This window comes from Streptomyces sp. NBC_00620 (assembly GCF_026341825.1).
GTDB lineage: Bacteria > Actinomycetota > Actinomycetes > Streptomycetales > Streptomycetaceae > Streptomyces.
Genome location: NZ_JAPENY010000003.1, coordinates 846,675 through 872,519, shown reverse-complemented (window position 1 = coordinate 872,519; position 25,845 = coordinate 846,675). Strand labels below are relative to the sequence as shown.

Annotated in this window: 25 protein-coding genes and 2 pseudogenes; 16 read left to right on the top strand and 11 right to left on the bottom strand. The window is 68.7% G+C overall.

Annotated features, from left to right (window positions below; genetic code table 11):
* Window positions 1–82: 82 nt before the first annotated feature.
* Window positions 83–288: pseudogene (locus OG246_RS35175) on the bottom strand (hypothetical protein); the annotation flags it as partial.
* Here OG246_RS35175 and OG246_RS35170 point away from each other — a divergent pair.
* Window positions 227–483: pseudogene (locus OG246_RS35170) on the top strand (IS5/IS1182 family transposase); the annotation flags it as partial. The pseudogenes OG246_RS35175 and OG246_RS35170 overlap by 62 nt on opposite strands.
* Window positions 484–514: 31 nt before the next feature.
* On the opposite strand, the gene OG246_RS35165 reads toward OG246_RS35170, so the two are convergent.
* Window positions 515–1,615 (bottom strand): LUD domain-containing protein, encoded by a 1,101-nt coding sequence (locus OG246_RS35165; protein WP_266472732.1) that lies wholly within the window; start codon window positions 1,613–1,615, stop codon window positions 515–517.
* A 149-nt stretch (window positions 1,616–1,764) separates the two neighbouring features.
* On the opposite strand from OG246_RS35165, the gene sigJ reads away from it, so the two are divergent.
* Window positions 1,765–2,703, top strand: coding sequence for an RNA polymerase sigma factor SigJ (gene sigJ, locus OG246_RS35160; RefSeq protein WP_266472731.1), 939 nt, complete (start codon window positions 1,765–1,767; stop codon window positions 2,701–2,703).
* A 303-nt stretch (window positions 2,704–3,006) separates the two neighbouring features.
* Here the strand turns inward: sigJ and OG246_RS35155 are convergent, their stop codons facing one another.
* Window positions 3,007–4,023, bottom strand: coding sequence for a DNA-directed RNA polymerase subunit alpha (locus tag OG246_RS35155; RefSeq protein WP_266472730.1), 1,017 nt, complete (start codon window positions 4,021–4,023; stop codon window positions 3,007–3,009).
* A 297-nt stretch (window positions 4,024–4,320) separates the two neighbouring features.
* Window positions 4,321–4,827: a hypothetical protein gene (locus tag OG246_RS35150; RefSeq protein WP_266472728.1), complete on the bottom strand. Its 507-nt coding sequence runs from the start codon at window positions 4,825–4,827 to the stop codon at window positions 4,321–4,323.
* Window positions 4,828–4,988: 161 nt separating this feature from the next.
* On the opposite strand from OG246_RS35150, the gene OG246_RS35145 reads away from it, so the two are divergent.
* From OG246_RS35145 to OG246_RS35125, 5 genes are all read left to right on the top strand, one after another.
* On the top strand, window positions 4,989–5,279 hold the full coding sequence (locus OG246_RS35145) for a hypothetical protein (protein ID WP_266472726.1): 291 nt from the start codon (window positions 4,989–4,991) through the stop codon (window positions 5,277–5,279).
* Window positions 5,280–5,281: 2 nt separating this feature from the next.
* Window positions 5,282–5,650: a hypothetical protein gene (locus OG246_RS35140; protein ID WP_266472724.1), complete on the top strand. Its 369-nt coding sequence runs from the start codon at window positions 5,282–5,284 to the stop codon at window positions 5,648–5,650.
* Window positions 5,651–5,718: 68 nt separating this feature from the next.
* On the top strand, window positions 5,719–6,354 hold the full coding sequence (locus OG246_RS35135; protein WP_266472723.1) for a DUF3105 domain-containing protein: 636 nt from the start codon (window positions 5,719–5,721) through the stop codon (window positions 6,352–6,354).
* A 137-nt stretch (window positions 6,355–6,491) separates the two neighbouring features.
* Window positions 6,492–7,061 carry a DUF305 domain-containing protein gene (locus tag OG246_RS35130; RefSeq protein WP_266474942.1) on the top strand — a complete coding sequence of 190 codons (570 nt, stop codon included), beginning with the start codon at window positions 6,492–6,494 and terminating at the stop codon, window positions 7,059–7,061.
* Window positions 7,062–7,365: 304 nt separating this feature from the next.
* Window positions 7,366–9,006, top strand: a complete 1,641-nt coding sequence (locus tag OG246_RS35125) for a glycosyl hydrolase family 28 protein (protein ID WP_266472721.1) — start codon at window positions 7,366–7,368, stop codon at window positions 9,004–9,006.
* A 2-nt stretch (window positions 9,007–9,008) separates the two neighbouring features.
* Here OG246_RS35125 and OG246_RS35120 read toward each other — a convergent pair whose 3' ends face one another.
* Together OG246_RS35120 and OG246_RS35115 are read right to left on the bottom strand one after the other, a co-directional pair.
* Window positions 9,009–10,565, bottom strand: a complete 1,557-nt coding sequence (locus tag OG246_RS35120) for a hypothetical protein (protein ID WP_266472718.1) — start codon at window positions 10,563–10,565, stop codon at window positions 9,009–9,011.
* A gap of 83 nt (window positions 10,566–10,648) precedes the next feature.
* Window positions 10,649–12,010 (bottom strand): glycoside hydrolase family 125 protein, encoded by a 1,362-nt coding sequence (locus OG246_RS35115; RefSeq protein ID WP_266472716.1) that lies wholly within the window; start codon window positions 12,008–12,010, stop codon window positions 10,649–10,651.
* 148 nt (window positions 12,011–12,158) lie between these two features.
* Here OG246_RS35115 and OG246_RS35110 point away from each other — a divergent pair, with 148 nt between their 5' ends.
* From OG246_RS35110 to OG246_RS35095, 4 genes are all read left to right on the top strand, one after another.
* Window positions 12,159–13,133 carry a carbohydrate ABC transporter permease gene (locus OG246_RS35110; protein WP_266472714.1) on the top strand — a complete coding sequence of 325 codons (975 nt, stop codon included), beginning with the start codon at window positions 12,159–12,161 and terminating at the stop codon, window positions 13,131–13,133.
* The gene (locus OG246_RS35105; RefSeq protein WP_266472712.1) at window positions 13,123–14,043 is read left to right on the top strand and encodes a carbohydrate ABC transporter permease; all 921 of its coding nucleotides are present in this window, start codon (window positions 13,123–13,125) and stop codon (window positions 14,041–14,043) included. Before OG246_RS35110 ends, OG246_RS35105 begins: the two co-directional genes overlap by 11 nt.
* A 46-nt stretch (window positions 14,044–14,089) precedes the next feature.
* On the top strand, window positions 14,090–15,391 hold the full coding sequence (locus OG246_RS35100) for an ABC transporter substrate-binding protein (RefSeq protein WP_266472709.1): 1,302 nt from the start codon (window positions 14,090–14,092) through the stop codon (window positions 15,389–15,391).
* Between the two features lie 193 nt (window positions 15,392–15,584).
* Window positions 15,585–16,586 carry a LacI family DNA-binding transcriptional regulator gene (locus tag OG246_RS35095; RefSeq protein WP_266472708.1) on the top strand — a complete coding sequence of 334 codons (1,002 nt, stop codon included), beginning with the start codon at window positions 15,585–15,587 and terminating at the stop codon, window positions 16,584–16,586.
* Here OG246_RS35095 and OG246_RS35090 read toward each other — a convergent pair.
* Entirely contained in the window at window positions 16,580–17,782 is a 1,203-nt protein-coding gene (locus OG246_RS35090; protein ID WP_266472707.1) for a glycoside hydrolase family 76 protein, read from the bottom strand. The two genes, OG246_RS35095 and OG246_RS35090, sit on opposite strands and share 7 nt — an antisense overlap.
* Before the next feature lie 225 nt (window positions 17,783–18,007).
* Here OG246_RS35090 and OG246_RS35085 point away from each other — a divergent pair, with 225 nt between their 5' ends.
* On the top strand, window positions 18,008–19,639 hold the full coding sequence (locus OG246_RS35085) for an alpha-galactosidase (protein WP_266472705.1): 1,632 nt from the start codon (window positions 18,008–18,010) through the stop codon (window positions 19,637–19,639).
* A gap of 32 nt (window positions 19,640–19,671) precedes the next feature.
* Window positions 19,672–21,132 (top strand): glycoside hydrolase family 76 protein, encoded by a 1,461-nt coding sequence (locus tag OG246_RS35080; RefSeq protein WP_266472704.1) that lies wholly within the window; start codon window positions 19,672–19,674, stop codon window positions 21,130–21,132.
* A gap of 28 nt (window positions 21,133–21,160) precedes the next feature.
* Here the strand turns inward: OG246_RS35080 and OG246_RS35075 are convergent, their stop codons facing one another.
* The 3 genes from OG246_RS35075 to OG246_RS35065 form a co-directional block, all read right to left on the bottom strand.
* A complete protein-coding gene (locus OG246_RS35075) occupies window positions 21,161–22,132 on the bottom strand; it encodes an NAD(P)-dependent alcohol dehydrogenase (protein WP_266472703.1) in 972 nt (323 codons plus the stop codon).
* A gap of 101 nt (window positions 22,133–22,233) precedes the next feature.
* Window positions 22,234–23,241, bottom strand: a complete 1,008-nt coding sequence (locus OG246_RS35070) for an NAD(P)H-dependent glycerol-3-phosphate dehydrogenase (RefSeq protein ID WP_266472701.1) — start codon at window positions 23,239–23,241, stop codon at window positions 22,234–22,236.
* Window positions 23,242–23,431: 190 nt separating this feature from the next.
* Window positions 23,432–23,572 (bottom strand): hypothetical protein, encoded by a 141-nt coding sequence (locus OG246_RS35065; RefSeq protein ID WP_266472700.1) that lies wholly within the window; start codon window positions 23,570–23,572, stop codon window positions 23,432–23,434.
* Between OG246_RS35065 and OG246_RS35060 the strand changes: the two genes are divergently transcribed.
* Entirely contained in the window at window positions 23,565–23,900 is a 336-nt protein-coding gene (locus OG246_RS35060; protein WP_266472698.1) for a hypothetical protein, read from the top strand. The genes OG246_RS35065 and OG246_RS35060 overlap by 8 nt on opposite strands.
* Before the next feature lie 39 nt (window positions 23,901–23,939).
* A complete protein-coding gene (locus OG246_RS35055) occupies window positions 23,940–24,464 on the top strand; it encodes a thiamine pyrophosphate-dependent enzyme (protein WP_266474940.1) in 525 nt (174 codons plus the stop codon).
* On the opposite strand, the gene OG246_RS35050 is transcribed toward OG246_RS35055, so the two are convergent.
* On the bottom strand, window positions 24,461–24,589 hold the full coding sequence (locus OG246_RS35050; protein ID WP_266472695.1) for a hypothetical protein: 129 nt from the start codon (window positions 24,587–24,589) through the stop codon (window positions 24,461–24,463). The two genes, OG246_RS35055 and OG246_RS35050, sit on opposite strands and share 4 nt — an antisense overlap.
* Between OG246_RS35050 and OG246_RS35045 the strand changes: the two genes are divergently transcribed.
* The gene (locus OG246_RS35045) at window positions 24,570–25,808 is read left to right on the top strand and encodes an MmgE/PrpD family protein (protein ID WP_266472694.1); all 1,239 of its coding nucleotides are present in this window, start codon (window positions 24,570–24,572) and stop codon (window positions 25,806–25,808) included. The two genes, OG246_RS35050 and OG246_RS35045, sit on opposite strands and share 20 nt — an antisense overlap.
* The last annotated feature ends 37 nt before the right edge of the window (window positions 25,809–25,845 follow it).

Sequence of the window (25,845 nt, the reverse complement as noted above, 5' to 3'; positions counted from 1 at the left end):
GTCTTCGCAGGCGAGAGCCTGTGGGGGCCCTTTTCGTATGGGTTGTTTCCGATCTCGGCCAGAGCTTGGCTGATCGCCCCGCCGCGCCGGGCTCCGTGCCCCAGGTCGTGCGGTCGTCGTAGGCGGCCAGTAGGTGAAGGCAATGTCCCAGCCCGACGCTGCCGGCCGGCGGGCGATGCCGACGCCGATACCGACGGTGTGGCCCACACCGGGGACCAGGGCGAGCGGCCGTCCTCGCGCTCGCCCGCTACCGGTGCGGGATGACCGGGCCCACTCGTCTCGCGCCAACCGCGCCCTTCCGTGGCGCCGAGGCATTCGGTGCACCATCCCTGAACCGGCAGATCAGGCGGGTCATCGCAGGTGCCGGGGAGCGGTGGAAGCAACCGCCTCAAGCGGCACGGAACCGTGGCGACCCGTCGCGACAAGCTCGCAGTCCGCTACGAAGCCGCCGTCCAGATCGCCGCCATCGATGACTGGCTCTGAGCCCGTGAGTCAAACGGACCCTGGGCCGGGGTCAGTATCCGATGGCCTCTCGGAGAAGCAGCACGGTGCCGCGCCCTGGGTGGGGTTCCGCGTTGAGGATGAGCAGGCGGTTGACGGCGCTGGGCATCCCGTACACCGCCTGGGCGCGGGCGTTCTCCAGTGGGAGGGCGTGCTCCTCGACGCGGCGCAGCGCTGTGCTCAGGTCAGGCACCACCTTTTGCGCGCCGACGATCCAGACCGCGTGGGCGGCGCCGCCGGCGTTGGCAGGGAGTTGGCTGCCGCTGCCCGAGGCAAGAACGAGCGAGCCGGTCTCGGTGACCGCGGCGACGCTGTTGACGACGAATTCCGGGCCGGCGGCCAGCCTTCGGATCTCGTCGGCGCCGGTGGCACGGTCGATGGCCAGGAGGCGCGGCCTGATGGCGTCGTACCGGCCGCCGGTGTTGATGTCCTCGTCGATGCCGGACAGCCGGAGGGTCTCGCTGGCTCCGGTGAGGACGCTGGCGCCCTCGGGCACCAGGTCCTTGATGCGGGCGCGCGCTTCTGCGGCGTCCTCCAGGATCTCGGCGGCGAAGCCGCCCGCACGCAGCGCGGCGGCTACCCGCTCCAGTCGTTCGGCCGTTGCCGGGTCGGTGAAGGATGCGGCCGGCGCCGGGGTGGCCGTGGCGTCTGCCGGGTTGGTCCCGGAGCCCTGCGCCGGGTGGGGCGCCGCGCCCGCCAGCGGGGAGGTGTCGAGGTACCTGACCTCGTACAACCGCTCGGCGAACTTCCAGCCCTCCGTGGTGCGTTGGTAGCGGTCGTGGTAGACGGCGTAGTTCAGACCCTGGCGTCCGTCGAGGGTGCGCGCGAGCTCTTGGACGTAGGCGCGGCCGGTCGCGGTGTCGCCGTCGAGCAGGATCGTGCCGGGGTGTGTGGTCTGCACGAAGAAGTCCCACTGGCTCTGCAGCCGCTCGCCCCCGGCACGGATCTCCTCGCGGCCGATCTGCTCGGCGGGGATGTCGGGCATACGCAGGGCACCGTCCGGTGTGAACAGCGATGCCAGGCGGGGTCGGTCGCGCATCATCACCGCGTCGGTGAACTCGCCGCGCAGCGCCTCGATCTCGACGCGGTCCGCGATGGCCTGGAAGTCGTTCATCGGGGTCCCTCTCGGTCTTGTTGTCGTCATCACCGGTACGACAACGCAGCCCTTCGGAATGTGAGGCGGAGCGTCGGCCTCACATTCCCGTGCGCTGTCTTGTCGTATCGGGTAGAGGCACAGAAGCGAGCGAGGGAGACGGCCGGACCATGACCACCAGAGCCGAGCCCGGCGACGATCAGAGCGATCCGGGTCTCAGCGCGATCATGAGCGAGCGGCGCCGGCTGATCAACCTCGGCTATCGACTCCTCGGGTCTCTTGCCGACGCCGAGGACGTCGTGCAGGAGACCTACGCCCGCTGGTACGCCATGTCCGCACGGGAGCAGCAGGCCATCGAGTCGCCCGGCGCCTGGCTGGTGACGGTCGCCAGCCGCATCTGCCTGAACCTGCTCGGCTCGGCACGGGCCAGGCGGGAGACGTATGTGGGTGACTGGATCCCGGAACCGCTGCCCGAGCCCACGGAGTGGATCACCGGGCGCTCCGGCGTCGGCGGGATCGACCCGGCCGATCGGGTCACCCTCGACGAGTCGGTGACGATGGCCTTCCTGGTCGTCCTCGATTCCATGACCCCGGCCGAGCGTGTCGCGTTCGTCCTGCACGACGTCTTCCGCTACCCCTTCGGCGAGGTTGCCGAGATCGTCGGCCGCACTCCGGCGGCGTGCCGCCAACTGGCCTCGTCCGCCCGCCGTCGCATCGGCACTGCGCAGACCCCGGCGGGCCCGAGCGCCGGGCAGGCCGGCATCGTCAGGCAGTTCAAAACGGCGTGGGAGGCCAAGGACATCGACGCCCTGATCAGCCTGCTCGACCCCGACGCCACAGCGACCGCCGACGGCGGCGGGCTGGCCGTCACCCACCTGCACCCGATCGTGGGCGGTGAGCAGATCGCACGTGCCTACGCCGAGATCGCGCGTGTGTCGGGCGACCGCACGAAGTTCCTGGAGTGCACGGTCAACGGCCTGCCCGGCTTGGTCGCGCAGCAGGACGGCAACCTCGCGACCGTGTTCGCGTTCGAGATCGCGGGCGACCGGATCAGGCATATCTGGGCGGTGCGAAACCCCGAGAAGCTCCGACCCTGGCGGATTCGCTGAGGAACGATCCGAAACGCCGCAGCGATTGGATCGTGACCAGCACCAACCCGCACCGAGCGCACATCTGGAACACGCCGTAAAGCGTGTTCCAGAAGTCCGTGTGCGGGCAGTGCGGTGCGCCCGACGATGCGGGGTGACGAGGCCGGTGCGCAGTAGGCGCCGTCGGCGAGCACTGCGGTGCCGGAGCAGACCTCGGCCAGGCCGGTGTCCCGAAAGGTGTGCGCGTCGGCGATGTTGCCCGCCACCGGACGACGGGTGGCAACCATCAGGCGGGTGTCGGCATCGACCGCCGTAGCGCAGTGTTCAGTACTGCTCGGTCTCCACGAAACCCGCGTCCGCGTTGTCGTCCGCGCCGAAGGCGGCGGCGGTCGGGTCGAATCCGGGCGGGCTGTCCTTGAGGCCCAGCCCCAGACCGGCGAGCTTCGCCTTGACCTCGTCGATGGACTTCGCACCGAAGTTGCGAATGTCGAGGAGGTCGGCCTCGGAGCGCGCCAGGAGCTCACCCACCGAGTGGACGCCCTCACGCTTGAGGCAGTTGTACGACCGGACGGTGAGCTCGAGCTCCTCGATCGGCAGGGCGAGATCGGCGGCGAGAGCGGCGTCCGTGGGGGACGGGCCCATGTCGATGCCCTCGGCGTCGATGTTCAGCTCGCGAGCGAGACCGAACAGCTCGACCAGCGTCTTACCGGCCGACGCCATGGCGTCACGGGGACGCATGGCCTGCTTGGTCTCGACATCGACGATCAGCTTGTCGAAGTCGGTGCGCTGCTCGACACGCGTGGCCTCGACCTTGTACGTGACCTTCAGCACCGGCGAGTAGATGGAGTCGACCGGGATACGACCGATCTCCTGGCCCACCTGCTTGTTCTGGACGGCGGAGACGTAGCCGCGACCGCGCTCGACGGTCAGCTCCATCTCCAGCTTGCCCTTGCTGTTGAGCGTGGCGAGGACGAGGTCGGGGTTGTGCACCTCGACACCGGCCGGGGGCGCGATGTCGGCGGCGGTGACCAGACCCGGGCCCTGCTTGCGCAGGTACATCACGACGGGCTCGTCCTGCTCGCTGCTCACGACCAGCTGCTTGATGTTGAGGATCAGGTCGGTGACGTCCTCCTTGACACCCGGCACGGTGGTGAACTCGTGCAGGACACCGTCGACGCGGATGGACGTGACAGCCGCACCCGGGATCGAGGAGAGGAGCGTACGACGCAGGGAGTTGCCGAGGGTGTAGCCGAAGCCCGGCTCCAGCGGCTCGATCACGAACCGGGAACGGAACTCGTCGACGACCTCTTCGGTCAGGGACGGACGCTGAGCAATAAGCACGAGGTGTTGCCTCCAGTGATTTGGCGCCCTCTATCTGACGCCGTAGACACCACGAAGGGTACGGGCGATGCGGGGCCGTGGCGGCCGACCGGGCCAGTGACTCGGCGCGCGCCATCCGCGATGACCCGTCGCACGCCGCTCGCGGGCGCCTTCGTCGACGCGGCGATGATCTTCTCGAACGGGCTGCTCGGGCGGAGGATGCCCGGCACTGGCAGACCCACAGGCCGCCCATCTCCGCGTAGGAGCAGCAGCCTCCAGGCCGGTGGGATGTACGCAGCGGGTTTGACGGGCCGTCGCCTACGACGAGCTCGGTGCCATGGTCGGGCCTATGCCGCGCAGTTGCTCGATCGTCCCGCCGAGCTTGGTGCGGAACTGCTCCAGCATCTCCGGCTCTTTCGCGCTGACGATCCAGCGTGAGCCGACCAGGTACTTGCCTCCGTAGACGGCGGCGGCGTCCAGCCATGCCTGTTTGTACTCGTCCTCCGGAAACGTGGTGATGAGGTAGTCGATCTCCTTCGTGTGGCAGAGACCCTGGCGCAGTTCGTCCGCCTCGATACGGATCGTGGGCTTGCAGCCGGTCAGATTGGCGATCACCTCGACCTTCGCCGGCGCCACGACCCCGGCTGCGGCGGCGGCCGTCACGGAGGTCGTCGTCGGCTTGCTCTTCGCCGCGCTGTCCTCGCCTCCACTGCACGCCGTGGCCAGGGGAAGGAGGGCCAGGCCGGCGGTCAGCGCGGATGCGCGCGCCAGACGGGCGGTGAGCTGGGTACGGTCGGTGCGTACTCGCGGCTGTTGTTGCGGCACGTGCCTCTCCTGATCCGTGCTGGCCCTGCCCGCGAGAGCGGCCAGGTATACGACCAGGGGTACGGGTGAACGGCTGTGGCTGTTCACCGCGTATGTCACCGATGATCAGTGGGGCGGCCGGGCCCCCACCCCAGGGTGTGCGGCAGGCACAGTAAGGCTGCATGTCGATGTGGTCGTGCGAGGTCCCCCACGCCGCCGTCGCCCCGCCCCCCTTGGAGATGTCCGGCGACAACTTCGTAGACTCCGATCCGTATGCGCAGGGCAAGGCGACGCGGACGTCCCGGTTCACCGACGCCGAGGGCCACACCGTGCTTGCCCTGGGACATCCGGGGGAACGGCTTGCACTGGAGCTGACGTTGGACGAGGACAACCGGGTCGTCCGGGAAACCCTGGTCGCCCCCGACCACTTGATCCGCCGTTGCTTCACCTACCTGGAAGACGCAGGCGACTGACGATGACTGTGCGGCGCCGTACCGGCTCCGTGGTGCTGGGCCTGTTGGTGGCCCTGGCCACGGTGCTGGGTTTGGCGTGCCTGTGTACGCACGGGCCCGCCGTGCAGCCGGTCGCCGCCATGTCGTCCACCGCGTACCACGGGCCGGACGGCGACGACCACGAGCACGTCTGCGCTGCCCCCGGCCAGGACGAGTGCGGCGCCCAGTGGGTGATGGACACCCCCACGACCGGCCCCGGACCGCACCCGCAACCTCAGAGCCTGCCCGTCCAGGTGGACGCCAGGCCGGCCGCCGTCCCGGCACAGACCACGGCGTACGGGGTCGCCCCGCGCCCGCCGAACCTGCACGTCCTTCAAGTCCTGCGGACCTAGAACCGGATGCCCGTCCCTCTCCATCCACCGGCATCCGTCAATTTCCGCTGCACGAAAAGGACTTCACCATGGGTTCCGCCAACTCCAAGACCAAGGCCGCGTCCCGCCGCGCCCGAATAGAAGAGCAGCGCCGCGCCGAAAGAGCCCGCGAGCGCCGCAACCGGATCATCACGATCGCAGTGTCCGCGGCCATCCTCGTCGGCGTCGCGGGCGGGGGCTGGTACCTGGTCGACACCGCCAACGAGAAGGAGCAGGCCAAGGCCGCGCCCGTCTCCGGCGAGAAGACCTGGTCGAAGCTGACCCAGAACCACGTCGACAAGGACGTGACCTACCCCATGACACCGCCCGCCGGCGGCGACCACGACCCCGTCTGGCAGAACTGCAACGGCGACGTCTACACCAGCGAACTGCGCGACGAGAACGCCGTCCACTCCATGGAGCACGGCGCCGTCTGGGTCACCTACAACGACAAGGCCGCCGACGCCGACGTCAAGACGCTCTCCGCCAAGGTGGCCAAGACGCCGTACACCCTGATGAGCCCGTACAAGACGCAGTCCTCGCCGATCTCGCTGACGGCCTGGGGCCACCAGCTGAACGTGACGAAGGAGTCCGACCCGAGGGTGGCCGAGTTCCTCGAGAAGTACGTGCAGGGCGCGCAGACCCCGGAACCGGGTGCCGCCTGCACCGGCGGGAAGTCCTCGTGAGTGACGACGAGACGCGGGAGCACGAGGAGGAGCACGAGGAGGACACCGGTGACCGGCACGTCAGGAGGCTGTCACGGCTGTTGATCGGCGGGTCGCTCGCCGCCGTGCTCGCGGCGGTCACGGTGTTCGCGGCGCTGATGTGGCCGTCGAGCAGCGCCGCGGCCGTACCGCGGAAGGACTCGGTGGACGCGGGCTTCGCACGGGACATGGCGGTGCATCACCAGCAGGCGGTGGAGCTGTCGTTCATCGTGCGCGACCGCACCGCTGACGAGGACGTACGGCGACTCGCGTACGACGTCATCAACACCCAGGCCAACCAGCGCGGGATGCTCCTGGGCTGGCTGGACGTGTGGGGTCTGCCGAAGTCCTCGCAACAGCCGTACATGTCCTGGATGGACCATGACATGAGCGGCATGGACGGCATGAAGGGCATGGACTACAAGCCGCACGACGGCTCCCTGATGCCCGGCATGGCCACCAACCGGCAAATGGACCAGCTGCGTCAGGCCAAGGGCAAGGCCGCGGAGATCCTCTACCTTCAGCTGCTCACCGCGCACCACAAGGGCGGCATCGCGATGTCCGAGAGCGCGGCCGGGATGGCGAAGACCGAGGAGGTACGTCGCTTGGCCCAGGGCATGGTCGAGGGCCAGCAGGCCGAGATTCAGCTCATGGCCGACATGCTCAAGGCGCGTGGCGCGAAGGCGTGACGCGTCCGGTCTTATGTGTGAACAGCGGCCGTTGGACGGGAGTGTCCGGCGGCCGCTGTGCGCGACCGGCCCCACACGTGACGATCTTGCTTCAGGTTCGGACAGCGGTTCCCCAGGAACGTGCAGCGTGTTCGGGACGAGTACCGAAGGGGAGAAACCGAACCGCTCGATGGCGAGGCTGTCATGCCATTGACAACGTTTCCATGCGCTGCCTAGCGTGACGCACCGACCCGGCCACCCGATTCACCAAGCACATGACCAGAACGGGTGCGCCCGATGGATCGTCCGACGGGGAGGACACCGGATGAGATCACCACTGATTGCGGCCGACGGAGCCGAAGGTCGCGTACTGCGTTGTCTGGCACTGGGGTTGACCGCTCTGCTGCTCGGCGTCGCGACGCTGCTGGGCCTGCCTCAGTCCGCCCAGGCCGCGCCAGGGGCCGTGGGGGTGTACCCGGTCCCGTCGATCTACTCGGCGTCGACCGACTACAGGCTGACCGTCAACGGAACGTCCGTGCCCGTCACCAAGTACCCGGGGTACGACATCGCGCAGCTCTCCCTGGGGACGGGCACCGCTACCATCGCGGTGACCAAGGTGAACAACACGGACATCGGCTCGTACAGCATCAGCCCGCAGAAGCTGGGCATCGCCGGGTCCGTCAGCGGCTCGACCCTGACCTTCACCGTCCAGAACGACGAGTACCTGATCGTGAAGCTCGACGGCCGCCCCAACCTGGTCATCGCCGCCGACCCGGCAGAGACCAACCGTCCGGCGGCCAGTGGGACCGGGATCTTCAATGTGCAGAGCGCGCCCTACTCGGCCCAGCCGAACACCGGCGCCTACACCACGACGGCCTTCCAGAACGCCCTGAACGACGCCGCCGCGTACGGATCCGCGAACGGCACCCAGGGCATCGTGTACGTGCCGGCCGGCGTCTACACGCTGGGCAACCTCTATCTGCGCAGCAACCTCGCGTTCTACCTCGCACCCGGTGCGGTCCTCCGCTACACGGGAGACCGTGACCACTACGTGGTGAACGGGCACAAGAACTCGCAGCAGCGGGACCTCACTTGGTTCATCTCCACCCGGTACTCCTCGACCAACATCAAGATCTACGGCCGGGGAATCATCGACGGCAACGGCCAGGCCGCACTCGCGCCCGACAACCTCGGCGTGAACCTCCTCGCCCCGATCTACACGAGCGGCTTCACGGTCGACGGCATCACCTTCCGTGAGGCCAGCAGTTGGGCGGTCATTCCCCTGCGGTCCTCGAACATGACCTTCCGCAACATCAAGCTGTTCAACAGGTTCGACATGGGCGAGAACGACGGCATCGACGTCATGGAGTCCACCGACGTCACCGTCGACCACGCGATCGGCATCGGGACCGACGACCCGTTCAGCACCAAGACCTGGGCCGCCGGCACCGACATCTACAACACCGTCCCCGGCACCGCACGCCCGCTGGAGAACGTCACCTTCAACGACCTGGTCTCCTGGACCTACTGCTACGGCGTCAAGGTGGGCCAGGGCGTCTTCCAGCCGCAGAACAAGGTCACCTTCCAGCACGTCGTCGTGTACGACGCCGCCGTGGGCATCGGCGTCCACCACAAGTACGGAACGGCGGGCGCGACGAACATCAAGTTCGACGACATCGACATCGAACGGCTCAGTTTCAAGAACGACGACAACCGGACCTGGCTGGCCCTGATGACCGGAAACACAGCGGGAATCGGCCCGGTCACCGGGGTCACGATCTCCAACGTGAAGGTACGCAACGCCGGTATCACCGCCGCGCGCGTCAACGGCCTGCCCGGCGCTCCCATCACGGGGGTCGCGCTGAAGAACATCGTGATGCCCGGGAGCACGACCCCGGCGACCACGCTGAGCCAGGTGAATCTCACCAACCTCTCGGATTACGGCTCCCTCACCATCACGCCCTGAACTCAAACCGGCAGGGGTGTCGCTCCCCAGGGTTCGGCCCAGTCGTAGACGAGGGTCTCCGCACCGGCCCGCCAGCGACGAGGAGCAGTGGTGGACAGCCAGTCGAGCGGTTCGACGCCACCGGGTGTCCCGCCGTCCAGCGCGAGCCTGATGGCCGCGGCGAGGTCGGCGTCCGTGCGGTCCGTGCGGGCGGCGGGATCAACCGAGACGAACAAAGCGGTACCGGAGCGCGAAACCAGGTCCAGGAACTGCCGGTTGAGGCTCCAGTCCGTCTGTGGTGTGCAGGGCACGCAGTCCGCGTCCACGGTGAAGAACCTGTTGTGCTGGGCCAGTCGGAAGGCGAGCGTGTTCACGCCCATCCGCCGAGTCCGCTCCCAACTCCGTCCCGAGGTGTCGTCGCCGCACCGTTGCACCCGCACGAGGCCCGCAGACAGATGGCCGACCGTGTTGCAGCCGATCACCACCGTGTCTCCGGCGGCCTCGGCGATCGTGCGGTACAGGCGGACCAGGATCTCGGCGCTCGTGCGGGACCGGTCGGCCAACACCCAGCCCGGCGAGGCGAGTTCGGCGGGGGAGTCGGCGGCGAACCTGCCGAACACGTCGTACGTCGAGAAGTCGTGCTTGATCAGTTCGTACCCCCATTGCCGGAACCGGGTCACGTCCTCGGCGACCGTCTCCAGCGCAAGGTCCAGCGACGGGTCGAGGGGGAAACCGGCGTCCCTCCGTATGCCGGGCCGGACCGCGGGGGTCTCGGTCCGGGAGAGCAGCGGGCGGAACCACAGGCCCGGCCGGGCGCCGGTCTCCGTGATCCGGGCGGCCATGTCTCCCATGTCGTCGAACACGCCCGGCAGCCCGGTGTCCCAGGGACCGCCGGGCGCGGTTCCGCCGCCCTCGGTCCAGCCGTCGTCGATCACGCAGTACGGGCGGACGGGGTGCCCGTCGGCGTACTCCACGACCGTCCGCGCGTCCCGCAGGACCGCTTCGGGGCCGAAGTCGCGTCCGTAGGCGTAGTACCAGTTGTTGCTGCCCACGACGGGGCCTTTCACAGGGAGTGGGTCCGGGCTCATCGCAGTGCAGAGCGCTTCGTGGGCGGCGAACGGGGCCGGGGCCGCGGCGGTCACCACCGTGGCCACGTCCAGCACGCGCTCCCCCGACAGCACCGGCAGGCCGCCACTGCGGACATCCGCCCAGAGGGCGATACCGCCCTCGTCGACGGTCCAGGAGCACAGGGCGCCGGCTCCGGTCCGCACCCCCCACCCGGTCGTCGTTCCCCCGTCGGCGCCGGTGATCAGGACGTACCAGGGCAGCGCGCGATCCGGCTGCAGAGTGCGCCACTGAAGATCGCCGTACCCGCGTTCCCAGGCGTCTCCCAAGATCCGCGCGCCTTCGGGTGCGTGGTGCCTCCAGCGCAGCACGATCCTCGACAGGCCCTCGGCGCCCGCGCGGGCGCATACCCGCAGACCGTCACACGTCCGCTCGGCGGTGACCTGGGCGCCGCGCACCGTCCAGACGCCTTCGGTGGCCGAGAGCGCCGTACGCGGTCGGGTGTCGTCGGTCATGACGTGGACGGTGTCGGGCAGGTGCAACACGGCAGGATCCTCGGGGTAGTTGGGGGAGACGGTGCCTCGGCCGTCGGCGCGGATCAGGTGGGCAGCGTCCGTGGGTGCACGGGAAACAGGTGCCGTACGCCGCTCCCGCACAGGTCGAGAGCGAGTTCGCAGAACATGGCGTTGGCCCAGCCGAACCAGTCCCGGGTGAACCGGCCGGGGTCCTCGACATGGAAGCTCTCGTGCATCAGGCCGGTGCCCGCGGTCGTGGCCGCCAGTCTCTCCAGGGCCCGTGCCGTCGCGTTCTTGCCGCCGGTCAGGCCCGCGGTGGCGATCGCCAGCGGCCAGACGTGACCGTCCGGCGTATGCGTACTGCCGATACCGGACGCGTAACTGCCCCTGAAGAACGAGGGGTTCGCCTCGGAGAGCACGAGACGCCGGGTGGCCTGATAGAGCGGGTCCTGCGGTGTGCACCAGCCGCTCAGGGGGAGGCTCAGCAGACTGGGCAGGTTGGCGTCGTCGCCGAGCAGCACCGCGCCGAGGCCGTTCACCTCGTAGGCCAGTACGGATGCGCCGCCGGCCTCCACCACCGCGTGCGCCAGGATTCCGGCGTCGATCTCGTCGGCCAACGTCCGGGCATGTCGGGCGAGTTCGGTGTCGCGGAGCGCTGTCGTGGCCAGTTCGGCCAGCCCGTGCAGGGTCGTGGACGCCAGTGCGTTGGCCGGGACGAGGTAGCCGTGCCGGCAGGGATCGTCGCTCGGGCGGAAGCCCGACCACGTCATGCCGGTCCGCCGGACGCTGGCTCCGCGGCCGTCGTGCGGAAGGCTGTCACCGGCGAAGGGTCCGGACGGCCGGATGAACCAGTAGGGCGAGTGCGTGTGGGACTGCTCTGCCTGCCACAGCCGCACGATTGTCCAGGCGGCGCGGTGGAAGGCGCCGTCCAGGTGGTCCTCGCGGCCGGTCGCCCGCCGGATCGCGTAAGCCAACTGCAACGGTGCGCAGAGGGAGTCGAGTTCGTACTTGCGCTCCCATACCCACTCCCGGGGAGTGGGCCGGTCACCGGGCTCTCCGTGCGCGCCGGTGGGTCCGTCGTTGAAGGCGTTGGCATACGGGTCCTGGAGGACGCAGCGGATCTGGCGGCGCGATACGGCGACCAGGACGTCGGCGACCTCCGGATCCGAGGCCACGGCGAGGTAGGGGCGGACCTGGGCCGTGCTGTCGCGCAGCCACATCGCCGGGATGTCTCCCGTCCCGACGAAGACCTCCGAGACCTCCGGGGCTGCCGATGGTGGTGTGCCCCAACTCATCGACGTGGTCCATGTGTTGGTCAGGCAGCTCTCGACGATGTCCGCTGCCGGGCTGCCCCGCAGCTCGGTGGCCAGCCGTCGTCCGAGCGTCCTCAGGGAATCCGGAACTGCCCATGCTGTTGCGGATGTTGATCCGGGAAACGTTACCATCGCGCCTCTTGACTCCCTCTGTGACGTGCGCCACCGTGTGATCAACAGGGAATGGAAACGTTACCTTGAAGGAGCTGGAGACCACCAGACGGTCGGGTCCGCCCGGTCTGAGTCTTCGCCAACTCCTCGGAGGAGAAGGTGAGCCCGTGTGACAGCCACTCCGCACCAGCAGCGACACCGCCCCCCGCATCCACCGCCGTACCCGAAACCGCGCAGGCGCGCGAAGCTCGGCTCGGACACCCGGGCCGCGTACGCGTTCATGGCGCCGGCGCTCCTCGGCTTCACGGTCTTCGTCGTCTACCCCCTGATCCGGTCGGCCTACTTCGCGCTGACGCGGTACAACGGCCTGACCGCCCCGACCTTCGTCGGCCTCGACAACTTCCGCAGGATGTTCACCACCGACCCGTCGTTCTGGCCCTCGGTGCGCGCCACCCTGCTCCTTGTCGTCCTGTATGTGCCGGCGTCGCTGGTCATCGGCCTTGCGCTGGCGGTGTTCTGCAACCGGCGCATCCGGGGCGTCCGTGTCCTGCGCACCCTGGTCTACCTGCCGGTGGTGCTGCCGGTGGTCGCCACGATCACGCTGTGGAAGTTCGTCTTCAACCCCCAAGTCGGCCTGGCAAACCAGGTGCTGACGTGGCTTCACCTCCCGACCAGCGAGTGGCTGTCGGGTTCGAACTCGGCGATGCCGTCGATCGTGATCGTCATGCTGTGGAGCGTCGGCTCCACGATGATCATCTTTCTCGCCGCGCTCCAAGCGGTGCCCACCGAGCTCTACGAGGCTGCCCGCATCGACGGCGCCGGCCCCGGGACCATGTTCTTCCGGATCACCCTGCCGCTGATCAGCCCGATCATGGTGCTACAGGTCGTGCTCCAACTGGTGACCGCCCTGCAGACGTTCAACCAGCCGAAGATCCTCTCGCCGGACGGCCTCGGCGGACCCGGATTCAGCACCAGGGTCCTGATGCTGTCGATCTACAACAACGGCTTCCCCACGCTCGGGCGGGTCGCCGACTTCGGCTACGCCTCCGCCCAGGTGTGGGTGCTCTTCCTGGTCATCGTCGTCGTGATCGCCGCCACCGCCCGCTTCTCCTCCGTCTGGACCTACAGTGACCATGTCTCCTGACGTCACGACGGCCTCGGAGCCGGCGACGTCCCCTCGACCGCCCGCCGCCACGCGTGCGCCCCGGCCGCCCCGGAAGGCACTGCGGACCGCGTCCTGGTACGCCGTCGCACTGCTGATCTCCTCGGTGATGGTCCTGCCCATCCTGTGGATGCTCACCATCGCGCTGAAGGGCCACTCGGCGGTCTTCCAGGTTCCGCCCCGGCTGCTGCCGAACGAGTTCCACTTCGAGAACTTCATCGAAGGACCGAAGGCGATCCACTTCCCCCGCCTGCTGCTGAACTCCCTTGTCATCACAGGTCTGTCGGTGATCGGCGGCGTCATGACCTCGATGATGACCGGATACGCCCTGGCCCGGCTCCGCTTCCCGGGCCGCAGGCTCTGGTTCTACGTCTTCGTCGGCTCCATGATGCTGCCCCCGGTGGTCGGCATCATCCCGCTGTTCCAGCTCTTCAAGGACATCGGCTGGTACGACACCTGGCTACCGCTGATCGTGCCGGCCTTCCTGGGCGGCAATCCGCTGTTCATCTTCCTCGCCCGCCAGTACTTCCTCTCGGTGCCCCACTCCATCGACGAGGCCGCCAAGGTGGACGGCGCCGGACACATCCGGATCTTCTTCAGCGTCATGCTCCCGATCACCCGGCCGGCCTGGATCACCATGTCCATCCTGGCCTTCCAGTTCTCGTGGAACGACTACCTCAACCCGCTCATCTACCTGTACTCGTCCGAGAAGTGGCCGCTGAGCGTCGGCATGGCCTCCTTCGTCTCCCAGTTCGCCGGCCAGACCCCGGACTGGAACCTCTTCATGGCCGCGAACCTGCTCTACATGCTCCCCCCACTGGCCGTGTTCTTCGTGGCCCAGCGCTACTTCATCCAAGGTCTGAGCGCACTGGGCACCGTCAACCAGCGCTGACCCGAACCGGGGTCGGCCGACCCAAAACACGTACCAGGAGGCCACGTTGAAACGAACACTGCACACCGCCGGAGCGCTGTTGGCGGCAGGCGGACTGCTGGCCACGTCCGCCTGCGGCGGCTCCTCGGGCAACGAGTCCGGCGGGAAGACCACGGTCACCGTGATGACCTGGGAGTCGAACGCGACCAACCAGCTCATCGACAAGGCCCTGGCCGGCTTCGACGACCCCGACATCACGGTCAAGCGCATCGACACCCCCAACGGCAACTACGGGGACAAGCTCGCCTCCCTCACCCAGGCCAAGAAGCTGCCCGACCTGTTCTGGTGCGGCAACGACACCGAACTGCAGTACACCGGCCAGGGTTTGCTCACCGACTGGTCCGACAGGCTGTCCGGCTCCGGCTCCGGTGACTTCACCACCAGCAGCTTCGTCCCCACCGCCATGAAGAACTGGAAGACCGCCGACGGAAAGATCGGCGGAGTCCCCTCCCTGATGAACACCTACGGCATCTGGTACGATATCGACGCGTTCAAGGCCGCCGGAATACCCGTGCCGGCCGCCGGCTGGACCTGGGACGAGATGTACGCGGCCGCCGACAAGCTGCACAAGAAGGGCGCCAAGTACGGCCTGGTCGCCGACGCCATGACCGCACTGGACGGGCCCTTCAGCGCCAGTCTCTACTCCCTGTCCGCCGGCGGCGCGGCCTTCGCCGACAGCGTCCACCAGCCCACCGAGGTGACCGCCGACGCGACCTACACCGAAGGCGTCGGCAAACTCGTCGCGGGCATCAAGAGCGGCGCCGTGGCCCCGCCCGGCTACGACATCTCCAGCCAGCAGTCGCTGTTCGCCGCCGGAGAGATCCCGATGCTGTGGAGCGGCCAGTGGCTGGCCGCAGGGTTCCTCACCGACAAGCCGAAGATCGAGTACGGCTTCGCGCCGCTGCCCCAGGTCGACAAGGCGGCCACCCTGTACGACGCGGTGGGCATCTGCACCCCCTCGTACACCAAGAACGCGGACGTCACCTTCAAGGTCCTCTCGTACCTTGACTCCACCGTGTGGACCAAGGTGCTCCCGGACTCTCCCGTCGCGGTGCCGGCCTACACCGCGGCTCAGGACGCGTACTTCGACGCCCTGGACAAGGCGGGGCTGACGACCGTGGCGTCCACCGTCAAGGCGGACCTCGACGCCCCGCTGACCCAGGGCGTGCGCTTCACCACGCAGTGGGCTAGTCAGTCCAACGACCTGATCACGGCGTACTGGCCGGACATCCTCCAGGGCAAGAAGCCGCTGTCCGATCTGCAGACCATGACCGACAAGATCAACGACGTGATCAAGAGCAACGGTTAGGACTGGCCCCAACGCCCGAACCGCGTGGACGCACAGCCCCGGTCGCCCCTGGAATCCACCCTGCCGACCGGGGTATGCGTCCGGATCCGGAAACGTATCCTGAGGGCGATCACCCGGCCGCCCCGGCGATGAAAGTTGGTCTCCGCCCCACGTGAGCAGTCGTCCCCCGCAGCGCCAGAGCACCAGGCCGACGATGCGCGATGTCGCAGAGCGGGCCGGCGTCGCCCTCGTCACCGTGTCGCGCGTCGTCAACGGCATCGGCACGGTCCGCGAGGAGACGGCCGACCGGGTCAACGCCGCCATCAACGCCATCGGGTACCAGCGCAACGAGATCGCACGCTCACTGCGCCCCGGGCAGAACTCCATGACCGTCGGTCTGCTGCTCGGCGACCTGACCAACCCCTTCTACGCGTCCCTGGCGAAGGCCGCCGTCGACGTGGCGAACCGGGCCGGGTACGCGGTGCTCCTCAGCACCGCCGACGAGGACCCGGAGGTCGAGCGCCGTGCGGTGGGCGAACTCATCGGGCGGCGGGTCGCCGGGCTCATCATCGTGCCCGACCAGGGCGACCACGCGTTTCTCAACGAGATCAACGCCCACGACCACGTGCCCATCGTCTTCGTCGACCGGCCCGCCACCGGCGCCGAGGCCGATGTCGTCGTGGTCGACAACGAGGGCGGGGGAGCGGCGGCGACCCAGCACCTCATCGACCACGGCCACCGCAGGATCGCGATCCTGGTCGCGCCCTCGTACTACACCACCGGCCGCAGACTGCGCGGCTACCGCAAGGCCCTGCGGCGCAGCGGCATCCCCGCCGACGACGACCTGGTCGTCACCCTGCGGCGCGGCACGACCGACGATGCCTCCGCCGCCACCCACGCCCTGCTGACGTCGGCGCGACCACCGACGGCGATCTTCTCGACCACGGGCTTCCTCACCGAGGGCGTTCTGCGGGCGAGCCAGCAACTGGGCGCGCCCGTCGCGGTGGTGGGATTCGACGACTTCAAGCTCGCCGACATGCTCCCGACCCCGGTCACGGTGGTGACCTCCGACACCGAGGAACTCGGCCGCCACGCAGCGCACTTGCTCATCGACCGCATCAACGGCGAGGGCGCCCCGTCCCGCAGGACGGTGCTGCCGGTGCGGCTCATCGCCCGGGGCACAGGGGAACTCGGCCCGCAGTCTCAGTCTCAGTAGAGCGTCGGCCAGAGGTCGCGAGGCCAGGCGAGCACGGCGTAGAGCTGTGCGAAGGCCGCCTGCTGGATCGCCTCCGTGCCGCCGGACGAGTTGAAGTGCACCAGGCCGGTCGAGGGATCGCGCATGGTGGACCACACCTGGTCGGCGTAGTCGGCCATCGCGCGGCGGTATCTGCCGTCTCCGGACACCGACTCCAGGAGCAGCAGGTTCTTGAAGAAGATCGAGTTGAAGAACACCGGCTGGCTGAACAGCCGCCCCTGCGTGACGTAGTAGGCGTACGCGGCCTCGGCGATGCGCTCGGCCCGGCGCAGATAGACGCGTTCGCGGGTCGCCCGGTGGAGCAGGACGTTGACGCCGACCGGCACGCCCTGGTTGTACGACCAGACGGTCTTCTCGATGGTGCCCTGGAGGTCGAGATGGTCCCAGTACAGTCCGCCCGGGCTCTGCAGATGGGTGTTCGTCCAGTCGTAGAACCGTCTTGCCCAGTCCAGGTAGCCGCTCTCGCCGGTGATCAGGTGGAGGCGCAGGGCGAGTTGGGCGCCCGGCATGTTGGAGACGGTGTTGCGGTCGTGGCTCCAGGTTGCCTGGGTCCAGAAGACGCCGCCGGGTGCGGCGTGGGTGGTGTCGGTGTCCCAGCCGGACCGGACGAGTTCGAAGATCTCCTTCGCGCGGGCCAGCGCGGCCGGGTCCCCGGTCTGCAGATGGCGCTGGACCTTCGCCAGGCCGACCCACTCGTTGTCGTCGTAGAACATGTCGCCGCCCGTGCCGTACGGGGCGCGGGGATAGGAGTCGTATCCGGGCAGCCCGGTCGTGCCTCCGCCGGCGTTCCAGTAGTGCTCCTGGGCCTTCGCGCGGACGGTCAGCTCCGACTCGTAGGCCTTGTCCACCGCCGCGAGGTCCAGAGCGGCGATGTGCACCTGGGAGAAGGGCCATTCGTAGGAGTACGGCTTGTCGCCGGAGGCCGCCGGGTACTGCTCACGGACCAGTCCGGATCCGTCCGTCGTGCCGAAGTGTCTTTCCAGGGCCGAGTAGGCGGCTCTGGCGCGGGACAGCGCGCGGGAACGGTGTTCTGATTCCTCGGCGTTGCCGCTGTCCGCTGCGGCCGCGTTTCCGGTGGAGGCCGTGGTCATCGTGGCCGCGGCCATGGCCGTCAGACCGGAGCCGACCAGTGCCCGGCGGGAGGGGTACCTGCGCATGGGAACGTCTCCATTCGGATACGGGTGCGGGGTGATGGAAACGTTGTCATGGTGCTATGGAGTCGTCAACGGTCCGAACAGCGGCAGTAGTTGGCGGGTGTGACGGATTTGGCCCAGACCATTGACGTGTGAACCGGGGTGGTGGCACCTTCGCGATGGATACGTTTCCAGAGGTCCGCGCAGCTTGTCCCGTCCGCCCCCCACAGGCACGCAGGAGACAGCGACATGACCATCTCTGCAAGACCGTCAGGACGGTCGAGATCCCTGGGGCCGCTGAGCACCGCGCTCGTGCTGCTCCTGCTTCTCGTGCTCGCGCCGCCGCTGCTCGTCCTCGGTACCGCGCCCCGCGCCCAGGCGCTCGAGAACGGCCTGGCCAGGACGCCTCCGATGGGCTGGAACGACTGGAACGCGTTCGGCTGCAATGTCAGCGAGCAACTGGTCAAGGAGACCGCCGACTACCTCGTCTCCTCCGGTCTGAAGGACGCCGGGTACCAGTACGTCAACATCGACGACTGCTGGATGTCCTCGACCCGCAACTCCGCGGGCCAACTGGTGCCCGACCCGGTCAAGTTCCCCAGCGGCATCAGCGGCACCGCCGCGTACGTGCACAGCAAGGGCCTCAAGCTCGGTATCTACGAGAGCGCCGGGAGCGCCACCTGCGCCGGCTACCCCGGCAGCCTCGGCCATGAGCAGACCGACGCCAACAGCTTTGCCTCCTGGGGCGTCGACTACCTCAAGTACGACAACTGCAACCACCAGAACGTGCCCGACCAGCAGCGCTATACCGCGATGCGCGACGCCCTCGCCAACACCGGCCGCCCCATTGTCTACAGCCTCTGCAACTGGGGCCTGGCCGACGTGTGGACCTGGGGTGCGGGGGTCGGCAACAGCTGGCGCACCACCGACGACATCAACGTCAACTTCTCGACGGTGGTGTCGATCTACAAGGCCAACGTCAAGCTCGCCCCGTACGCCAAGCCCGGAGCCTGGAACGACCCGGACATGCTGGAGGTCGGCAACGGCATGTCGTTCACCGAGGACCGCGCCCACTTCAGCCTCTGGGCCGAGATGGCCGCGCCACTGATCGCCGGGAACGACATGCGCAAGACCTCCGCCGCGACCCTCTCCCTCTACGGCAACAAGGACGTCATCGCCGTGGACCAGGACTCCCTGGGCAAGCAGGGCACCGAGATCTCCTCCTCGGGAGGCCTCCACGTGCTGACCAAGCAACTGGCCAACGGCGACCGGTCAGTGGTCCTCTTCAACGAGAACTCCTCCGCCGCCACCATCAACACCTCCGCCACGGCGGCCGGTCTCCCCGCGGCGTCCTCCTACCGGCTCAACAACCTCTGGTCCAAGGTCGTCAGCAGCACCAGCGGAAACATCTCCGCAAGCGTCCCCGGCCACGGCTCGGTGATGTACCGGGTGTCCGTCGGCAGCGGCACCAGCGTCGGTACCACCCGCCCACTGGTCGGCGCCTCCTCCAACCGCTGCCTGGACGCGTACGACAACCGGACGGCCCCCGGCACCAAGATCGAGATCTGGGACTGCGGAGGCGGCGCCAACCAGGCCGTGACCATCACCGCCGCCGGTGAACTCCGGCTCTACGGCGGTACGCAGTGCCTGGACGCCCGCGACAACGGGACCCTCGCCGGCACCAAGGTGCAGCTCTGGACCTGCACCGGGGGCGCCAATCAGAAGTGGAGCCTCAACCCCAACGGCACCATCACCGGCACCCAGTCGGGACTCTGCCTCGACGTCACCGGCGGCGACCAGGCCGCCGGCAACGTCAACGGCACCGAACTCGAACTCTGGACCTGCAACGGCGGCGCCAACCAGCAGTGGCGCCTGGGCTGACCTCCCGCATCCCCCACACCCCTGGAGCCGGCATGAACTCAGCAGCAAGACGCATCCGGAGAATCGGGACCGGCCTGATCGCCGCCCTGGCCCTGCTGATCCCGCTCACCACCGGCGTCGCGACCGCTGCCCCCAAGGCGACGATCTGCAACAAGTACTGCGACGCCCGCGACCCGGCCCTGTCCCCGGGGGACCGGCAGCCGGTCACCGCCACCATCTACTCCCGCACCCTCACCCTGCACTTCGACGACACCGACGCCATGGGCTGGGCCTCGATCAGCAACGGCAGCCCCACCGACGAGGTCTGGCTCGACCGCTCCTTCGACGGCGGCCGCACCTGGAGCTCGGGCAGCAAGCTCGGCGACACCACCATCCCCTCGGGGCAGAGCGGTTGGCGCACCCTGATGTACAACGTCGACGACTGGGGCAACCTCGGCGTAGGCGCCCTGCGCGCCTGCGGCAAGGCCGGTGACCGTCCCGAGATCGCCTGCACGGCGTGGGCTCGGACGACCTGGAACGCGTACAGCCGTCCCACGGCCGCGGCCACCGCGCTGATGCAGTCGTACAACAACTCCACCGGCCTGTTCGACACCACCGGCTGGTGGAACTCGGCCAACGCCCTGACCGCCCTCATCGACAACATCCGCGTCACCGGAATGCCCAGCTACAGGTACGCAATCGCCAATACCTACGACCGCCAACTGGGCGCGCAGGGCGGCCAGTTCCGTAACGACTACATCGACGACACGGGCTGGTGGGGGCTGGCCTGGGTCGCCGCGTACGACCTCACCGGCGACAGCAGATACCTCAACACCGCCCGCGCCGACGCCGATTACATGGCGCGGTACTGGGACTCCACGTGCGGCGGTGGCGTGTGGTGGAGCACCGCCAAGACCTACAAGAACGCCATCGCCAACTCCCTCTACCTGGAGCTGAACGCCGCCCTGCACAACCGCATCGCGGGCGACACGGTCTACCTCGGCCGTGCCAACGCCGAGTGGGCGTGGTTCAAGGGCACCGGCATGATCAACAGTTCCCATCTGGTCAACGACGGCATCAACTTGTCGACCTGTGGCAACAACGGTGACACCACCTGGTCGTACAACCAGGGCGTGCTGCTCGGCGGCCTGGCGGAGCTGCACCGGGCGACCGGGGACTCCACCCTGCTCACCGCCGGCCGCCAGATCGGAGACGCCTCGACCTCGTCCGCGTTCCTCAACCCGGGCGGAATCCTGCGGGAGCCGTGCGAGACGAGCGGCTGCGGCGGCGACGGCCCGTCATTCAAGGGCGCGTACGTCCGGGGGTTGAGTGCCTTCAACGCCCGGCTGTCCGACCGCCCCTACACGTCGTACATCCGGCGGCAGGCCGACGCCGCGTACGCGAACGACCGCAACGCCCTCGACGCGTACGGGCTGCACTGGGCCGGACCACTGGACTCAACCGACGCCGCCCGCCAGCACAGCGCCCTCGACCTGATGAACGCGGCGAATTGACGAACCATCAGAACGAGGCGGGATGAGTTCAGTCCGGCGGTACGACGGTGATGACGACGTTGCCGATCTTCCGCCCGGTCTCGACATACCGGTAGGCGTCGACGATCTGCTCCAACGGGTAGCGTCGGTCGATGACCGGCCTGAACTCACCCGCCTCCATCAGGTCCCCGAAGTACCGCACCATCTCCTGATCCTGCTTCGGAAAGGGAAACTTCACCTTCCTGCCGCGGAACAGGGGCGTGACGAGCGGCAGCAGCAGGTTCTGGCACCAGGGGCCCAGCTCCGAGGACAGATACACTCCGCCGGGCTTCAACAGCCGCCTGCAACGGCCGAACGTGCTCTTGCCGACCGCGTCGAACACAGCGTCGTAGCGCTGCTCGTCGCTGGTGAAGTCCTGGGCCGTGTAGTCGACGACCCGGTCCGCGCCCAGGCCCTTCACCAGATCCAGGTTCGCTGTTTCGCACACCGCTGTCACGATCGCCCCGCGTTGCTTCAGGAGCTGCACCGCCGCCGAGCCGATGCCGCCGGTCGCTCCGTAGACGAGGACGTCTTGTCCTTCCCGGACGCCCGCCGTCCTGAGGAACGCCAGCGCGTAGTGCGAGCCCTCGGTACCGGGAGCGGCCTCCTCGAAGGTCACGCCGGCCGGCATCGTTGCAATGGCACCGCTGTGCGGGACCGACAGATACTCGGCATGGGTTCCGAACGCGCCCTCGTTGTACCCGAACACCCGGTCGCCCACCGCAAAGGTGGTGACGCCGCTGCCGACCGCTTCCACCACTCCCGCGTACTCGGTCCCGAGCACGGGCCGCCGCGGCCGGGCAAGGCCGGTGAGCAGACGCATGAAGAAGGGCCTGGCGGCCCGGTAGGCGCAGTCCGTCCGGTTGACCGTGGTCGCGTGCACCTGGACGAGAACGTCGAGGTCCCCGTACGAGGGCTTGTCCACCGTGGCGATCCGGACCACGTCCGGTGGGCCGTACCGGCTGTGCGCCGCTGCTTTCATGGGGCGGACCCTAGCCGCAATGCTCGGTGCTCCACATCGTCGTACGAGCTGGGCTTTCTGAGAATCACCAGGCGGTCGGGACCGGTGACCGGCCGTCATCTTCAGCTGTCGTACCGCTCAGGCTTCGGTGTGCGCGCCATGAGCATGCTGGCCGCTTCCTTGACGGTGGCCCGTCCTTCGATGACGGATGCGACGAGTTCGGTGATGGGCATCTCGATGCCGTGGCCGCGGGCCAGGTCGAGGATCGCCTGGCAGGACTTGACCCCCTCGGCGGTCTGGCTGGTGGCGACGGTTGCCTCGGCGACCGTCAGGCCCTGGCCCAGGTGTTCGCCGAAGGTTCTGTTGCGGGACAGCGGTGAGGAGCAGGTGGCCATGAGGTCGCCCGCGCCTGCGAGTCCGGAGAACGTCAGCGGGTCGGCGCCGAGGGCGGTTCCGAGGCGGGCGGTCTCGGCGAGGCCGCGGGTGATGAGCAGCGCTTTCGCGTTGTCGCCGAGGCCCATGCCGGTGGCGAGCCCCACTGCCAGGGCGATCACGTTCTTCACGGCGCCGCCGAGCTCGCAGCCGACGACGTCGGTGGCGGTGTAGGGCCGGAAGTAGGGGGTGTGGCAGGCAGCCTGGATGTTCTTGGCGGCGGTCTCGTCGGGGCAGGCGATGACGGAAGCGGCGGGCCGGCGGGCGGCGACCTCCCGGGCGAGGTTCGGGCCGGAGATGACCGCGACGCGCTGGTCGGGAATGCCGGTGACCTGGGTGATCACCTGGCTCATGCGTAGTCCGGAGTGGGTCTCGACGCCTTTCATGAGGCTGATCACTACGGCGTGCGGTTCGATGAGCGGGGCCCAGGTCGCGAGATTGTCGCGGAGGGTCTGGGCGGGGATCGAAAGGATCACCAGGTCGGCGTCGGTGAGGGCAGCTGCGGGGTCGGTCGTGGCGCGCAGCGTGTCCGGGAGGACGATGTCCGGCAGGTAGGCAGGGTTCTCGTGGCGTGAGTTGATCGCGTCAGCGATTTCGGAACGCCTGGCGTGCACGAGGACTTCGTTGCCGGCGTCGGCGAACAGGGCCGCCATGGTCGTGCCCCACGAGCCCGCCGAGAGCACCGCAACCCGATTCATCTGCTGGTTCCCCTTCTGCACTGGTCCCGGGCAGCCTATCGAGGCCGTCGGCTTGGTCTGCCCGACTGCCGACAGGTACCACGGTGTGCGGCGTGACTGAGCTCCTTGTGGCGATCGCACTCCATACGTCGGTCGATGCGGCCATCATCGTCAGGCCACGGCCAGGCCAGTCGACTACCTGGATTCCAACTCAGAGGTAGGTGCCGTCATAGAACACGCTGCGCAGCAGCTTGCGTTCGGCGGCCAGTCCCGCCGGCCCTTCGAGCACGTCCACTCTGGCGCCGAGGGGGTGGAGCATCTCGGCCTCGGTGGTGGTGTCTCCGATGGCCAAGGGGGTGTTCCCGGAAGACCACCCGCTCTTCGCCGGTGTCCTCGACATGGCGTGCAACCAGGTCCTGTGGGACTTCCTGGCGGACAGCGACCTCGTCGTCGCCGCCGGATTCGACCCCGTGGAGCTGATCAATCCGTGGGCTCTGGCGGTACCGGTGCTGCACGTGGACACCACAGCCAACGTCGACCAGATCTACCCCAGCGACTGCGAGCTGGTCGGGGACGTCTCCGCGAGCCTGGACTGGCTCGCGGACGGGTGGCGGGGCGAGCCCCGGTGGAGCGAACGGGACGTCGCGGCGCACCGCGAACGGCTTCGTACGGCGTACTAAGCGGGCCGGGTTGCCGGTCGCCTCAACCCCACCGACGTCATCGACGTCGTACGCGCGAGTGCACCCCCGGAAACCGTCGTCACCTGTGACGTCGGCTCGCACAAGCTGCTCGTCGGCCAGGGCTGGCAGGCCCGTCGGCCCCGCAGCGTCCTCATGAGCAACGGCCTGTCCGCGATGGGTCTGGGGCTCCCCGGTGCGATCGCCGCGCAGATGACGCTCGGCGAGGTCCCGGTCGTCGCGCTGATCGGTGACGGCGGTTTCGCGATGGCCGCGACCGAGCTCCGGCTGGCCGTCGCGCGTCAACTCCGGCTCGCGGTGGTGGTGTTCGTCGACGGCAGCCTCAACCGCATCGAACTCAAGCAGCGAGCGCTCGGCTATCCGAGTACGGCAACCCGGCTGGACGACATCGATCTGGTCGCGCTCGCGGGCTCGATGGGCTGCGACGGGGTGCGCGTCACGTCGGTGGCCGAGCTGGAGAAGGCCACGACCGGGCTGGCCGGCCTGACGGGGCCGCTGCTCATCGAGGCGCGCATCGACCCTGCCCAGTACGAAGCCCAGTTCTAGTCGAGCAGGGAGTCGGCATGACTGTCGTCGAGCAACTCGCCGAGTTCGCGGTCGCGGGCGACGCCGCTCGAGGAAGAGGTACGGCACGCGGCCGTGCGCGCGGTCGTGGACTGGGTCTCGGCCACGGTCCCGGGCTCCGTCACGCCGGCCGCCCGAGGCCTGACCGAGGCGCTCGCCCCAAGTCCCGGTCCTGCCCGGCTCGTTCCTTCGAGGCGGCCTGCCGACGTACGGACCGCGGCGCTGCTCAACGGCACGGCTGCGCATGCCGCGGAGCTCGACGACATCTACCGCGACGCGTTCTACCATCCCGGTGCGCCGACCATCGCTGCGGCGTTCGCGGTCGCCGATCAACTCGACGTGTCCGGGGAGGACTTCCTCCGCGCCGTGACCATCGGGTACGAGATCGGTGCGCGGATCGCGCTCGCCGTCGGGCCAGCCCACTACCGGCATTGGCACACCACCGGAACGGTGGGCACCTTCGGCGCCGCGGCCGCGGCGGCGGAGCTGCTCCAACTGGACACCGTCCGGTTCGCGGGCGCGCTGGCACTCGCCGCGACCATGGCCGCCGGCCTCCAGCAGACCTTCCGGTCGCCGCCGTCCACGGGCAAGCCGCTGTACTCGGGGCATGCGGCCGAGGCCGGGGTGGTGGCCGCGCTCGCCGCCGAGAAGGGGCTCGCGGGTGCCCTGGACGTCCTGGAGGGGCCGGCCGGTTTCGGCGTCGCCACCGCCGGGGTCACCGACTTGTCCGTCAACGGACTGGGCGATCCGTTCTGCGTCACGGCTACGACGGTGAAGTACCACGCCTGCTGCGGGCACACGTTCGCTGCGATCGACGCCGCACTCGAACTGCGTGCCGACGGCCCACGGGTGGAGGACATCGCCGGCATCGAGATCGAGACCTACGCGACCGCCACCCGCGTCGCCGGGCGGGTCGACCCTCGCGAGCCCGGCGAGGCCCGGTTCAGCCTGGCCTACACCGTCGCCGCCGCGCTGGTCCTGGGCAGCGTACGGCTGCGCGCCTTCGAATCCGAGGCACTGCGGGATCCGGCGATCCGGGACCTCATGGCCCGCACCACGGCACGGGTCGATCCGGAGCTGGACCTGATGGCCCCCGGGCGCCGGGCCGCCCGCGTACAGGTCACCGACCGCCAGGGCGTCTCGTACGAACGGCTACGGCTCACCCGTAGGGGAGACCCCGACGACCCTCTGAGCGACCGGGAGTTGCGCGACAAGTTCGACGAGCTGGTACCTCCGGTCGTCGGCCGGTCTCGGGCCGAGGCGATCGCGAGCGCGCTGTGGAAGCTGCCGGCTCTCACCCGGATGAGCGCTCTGGATTGGAGGTGACGTGATGGAACCCGACGCCGGACACTTGCGGAAGGTG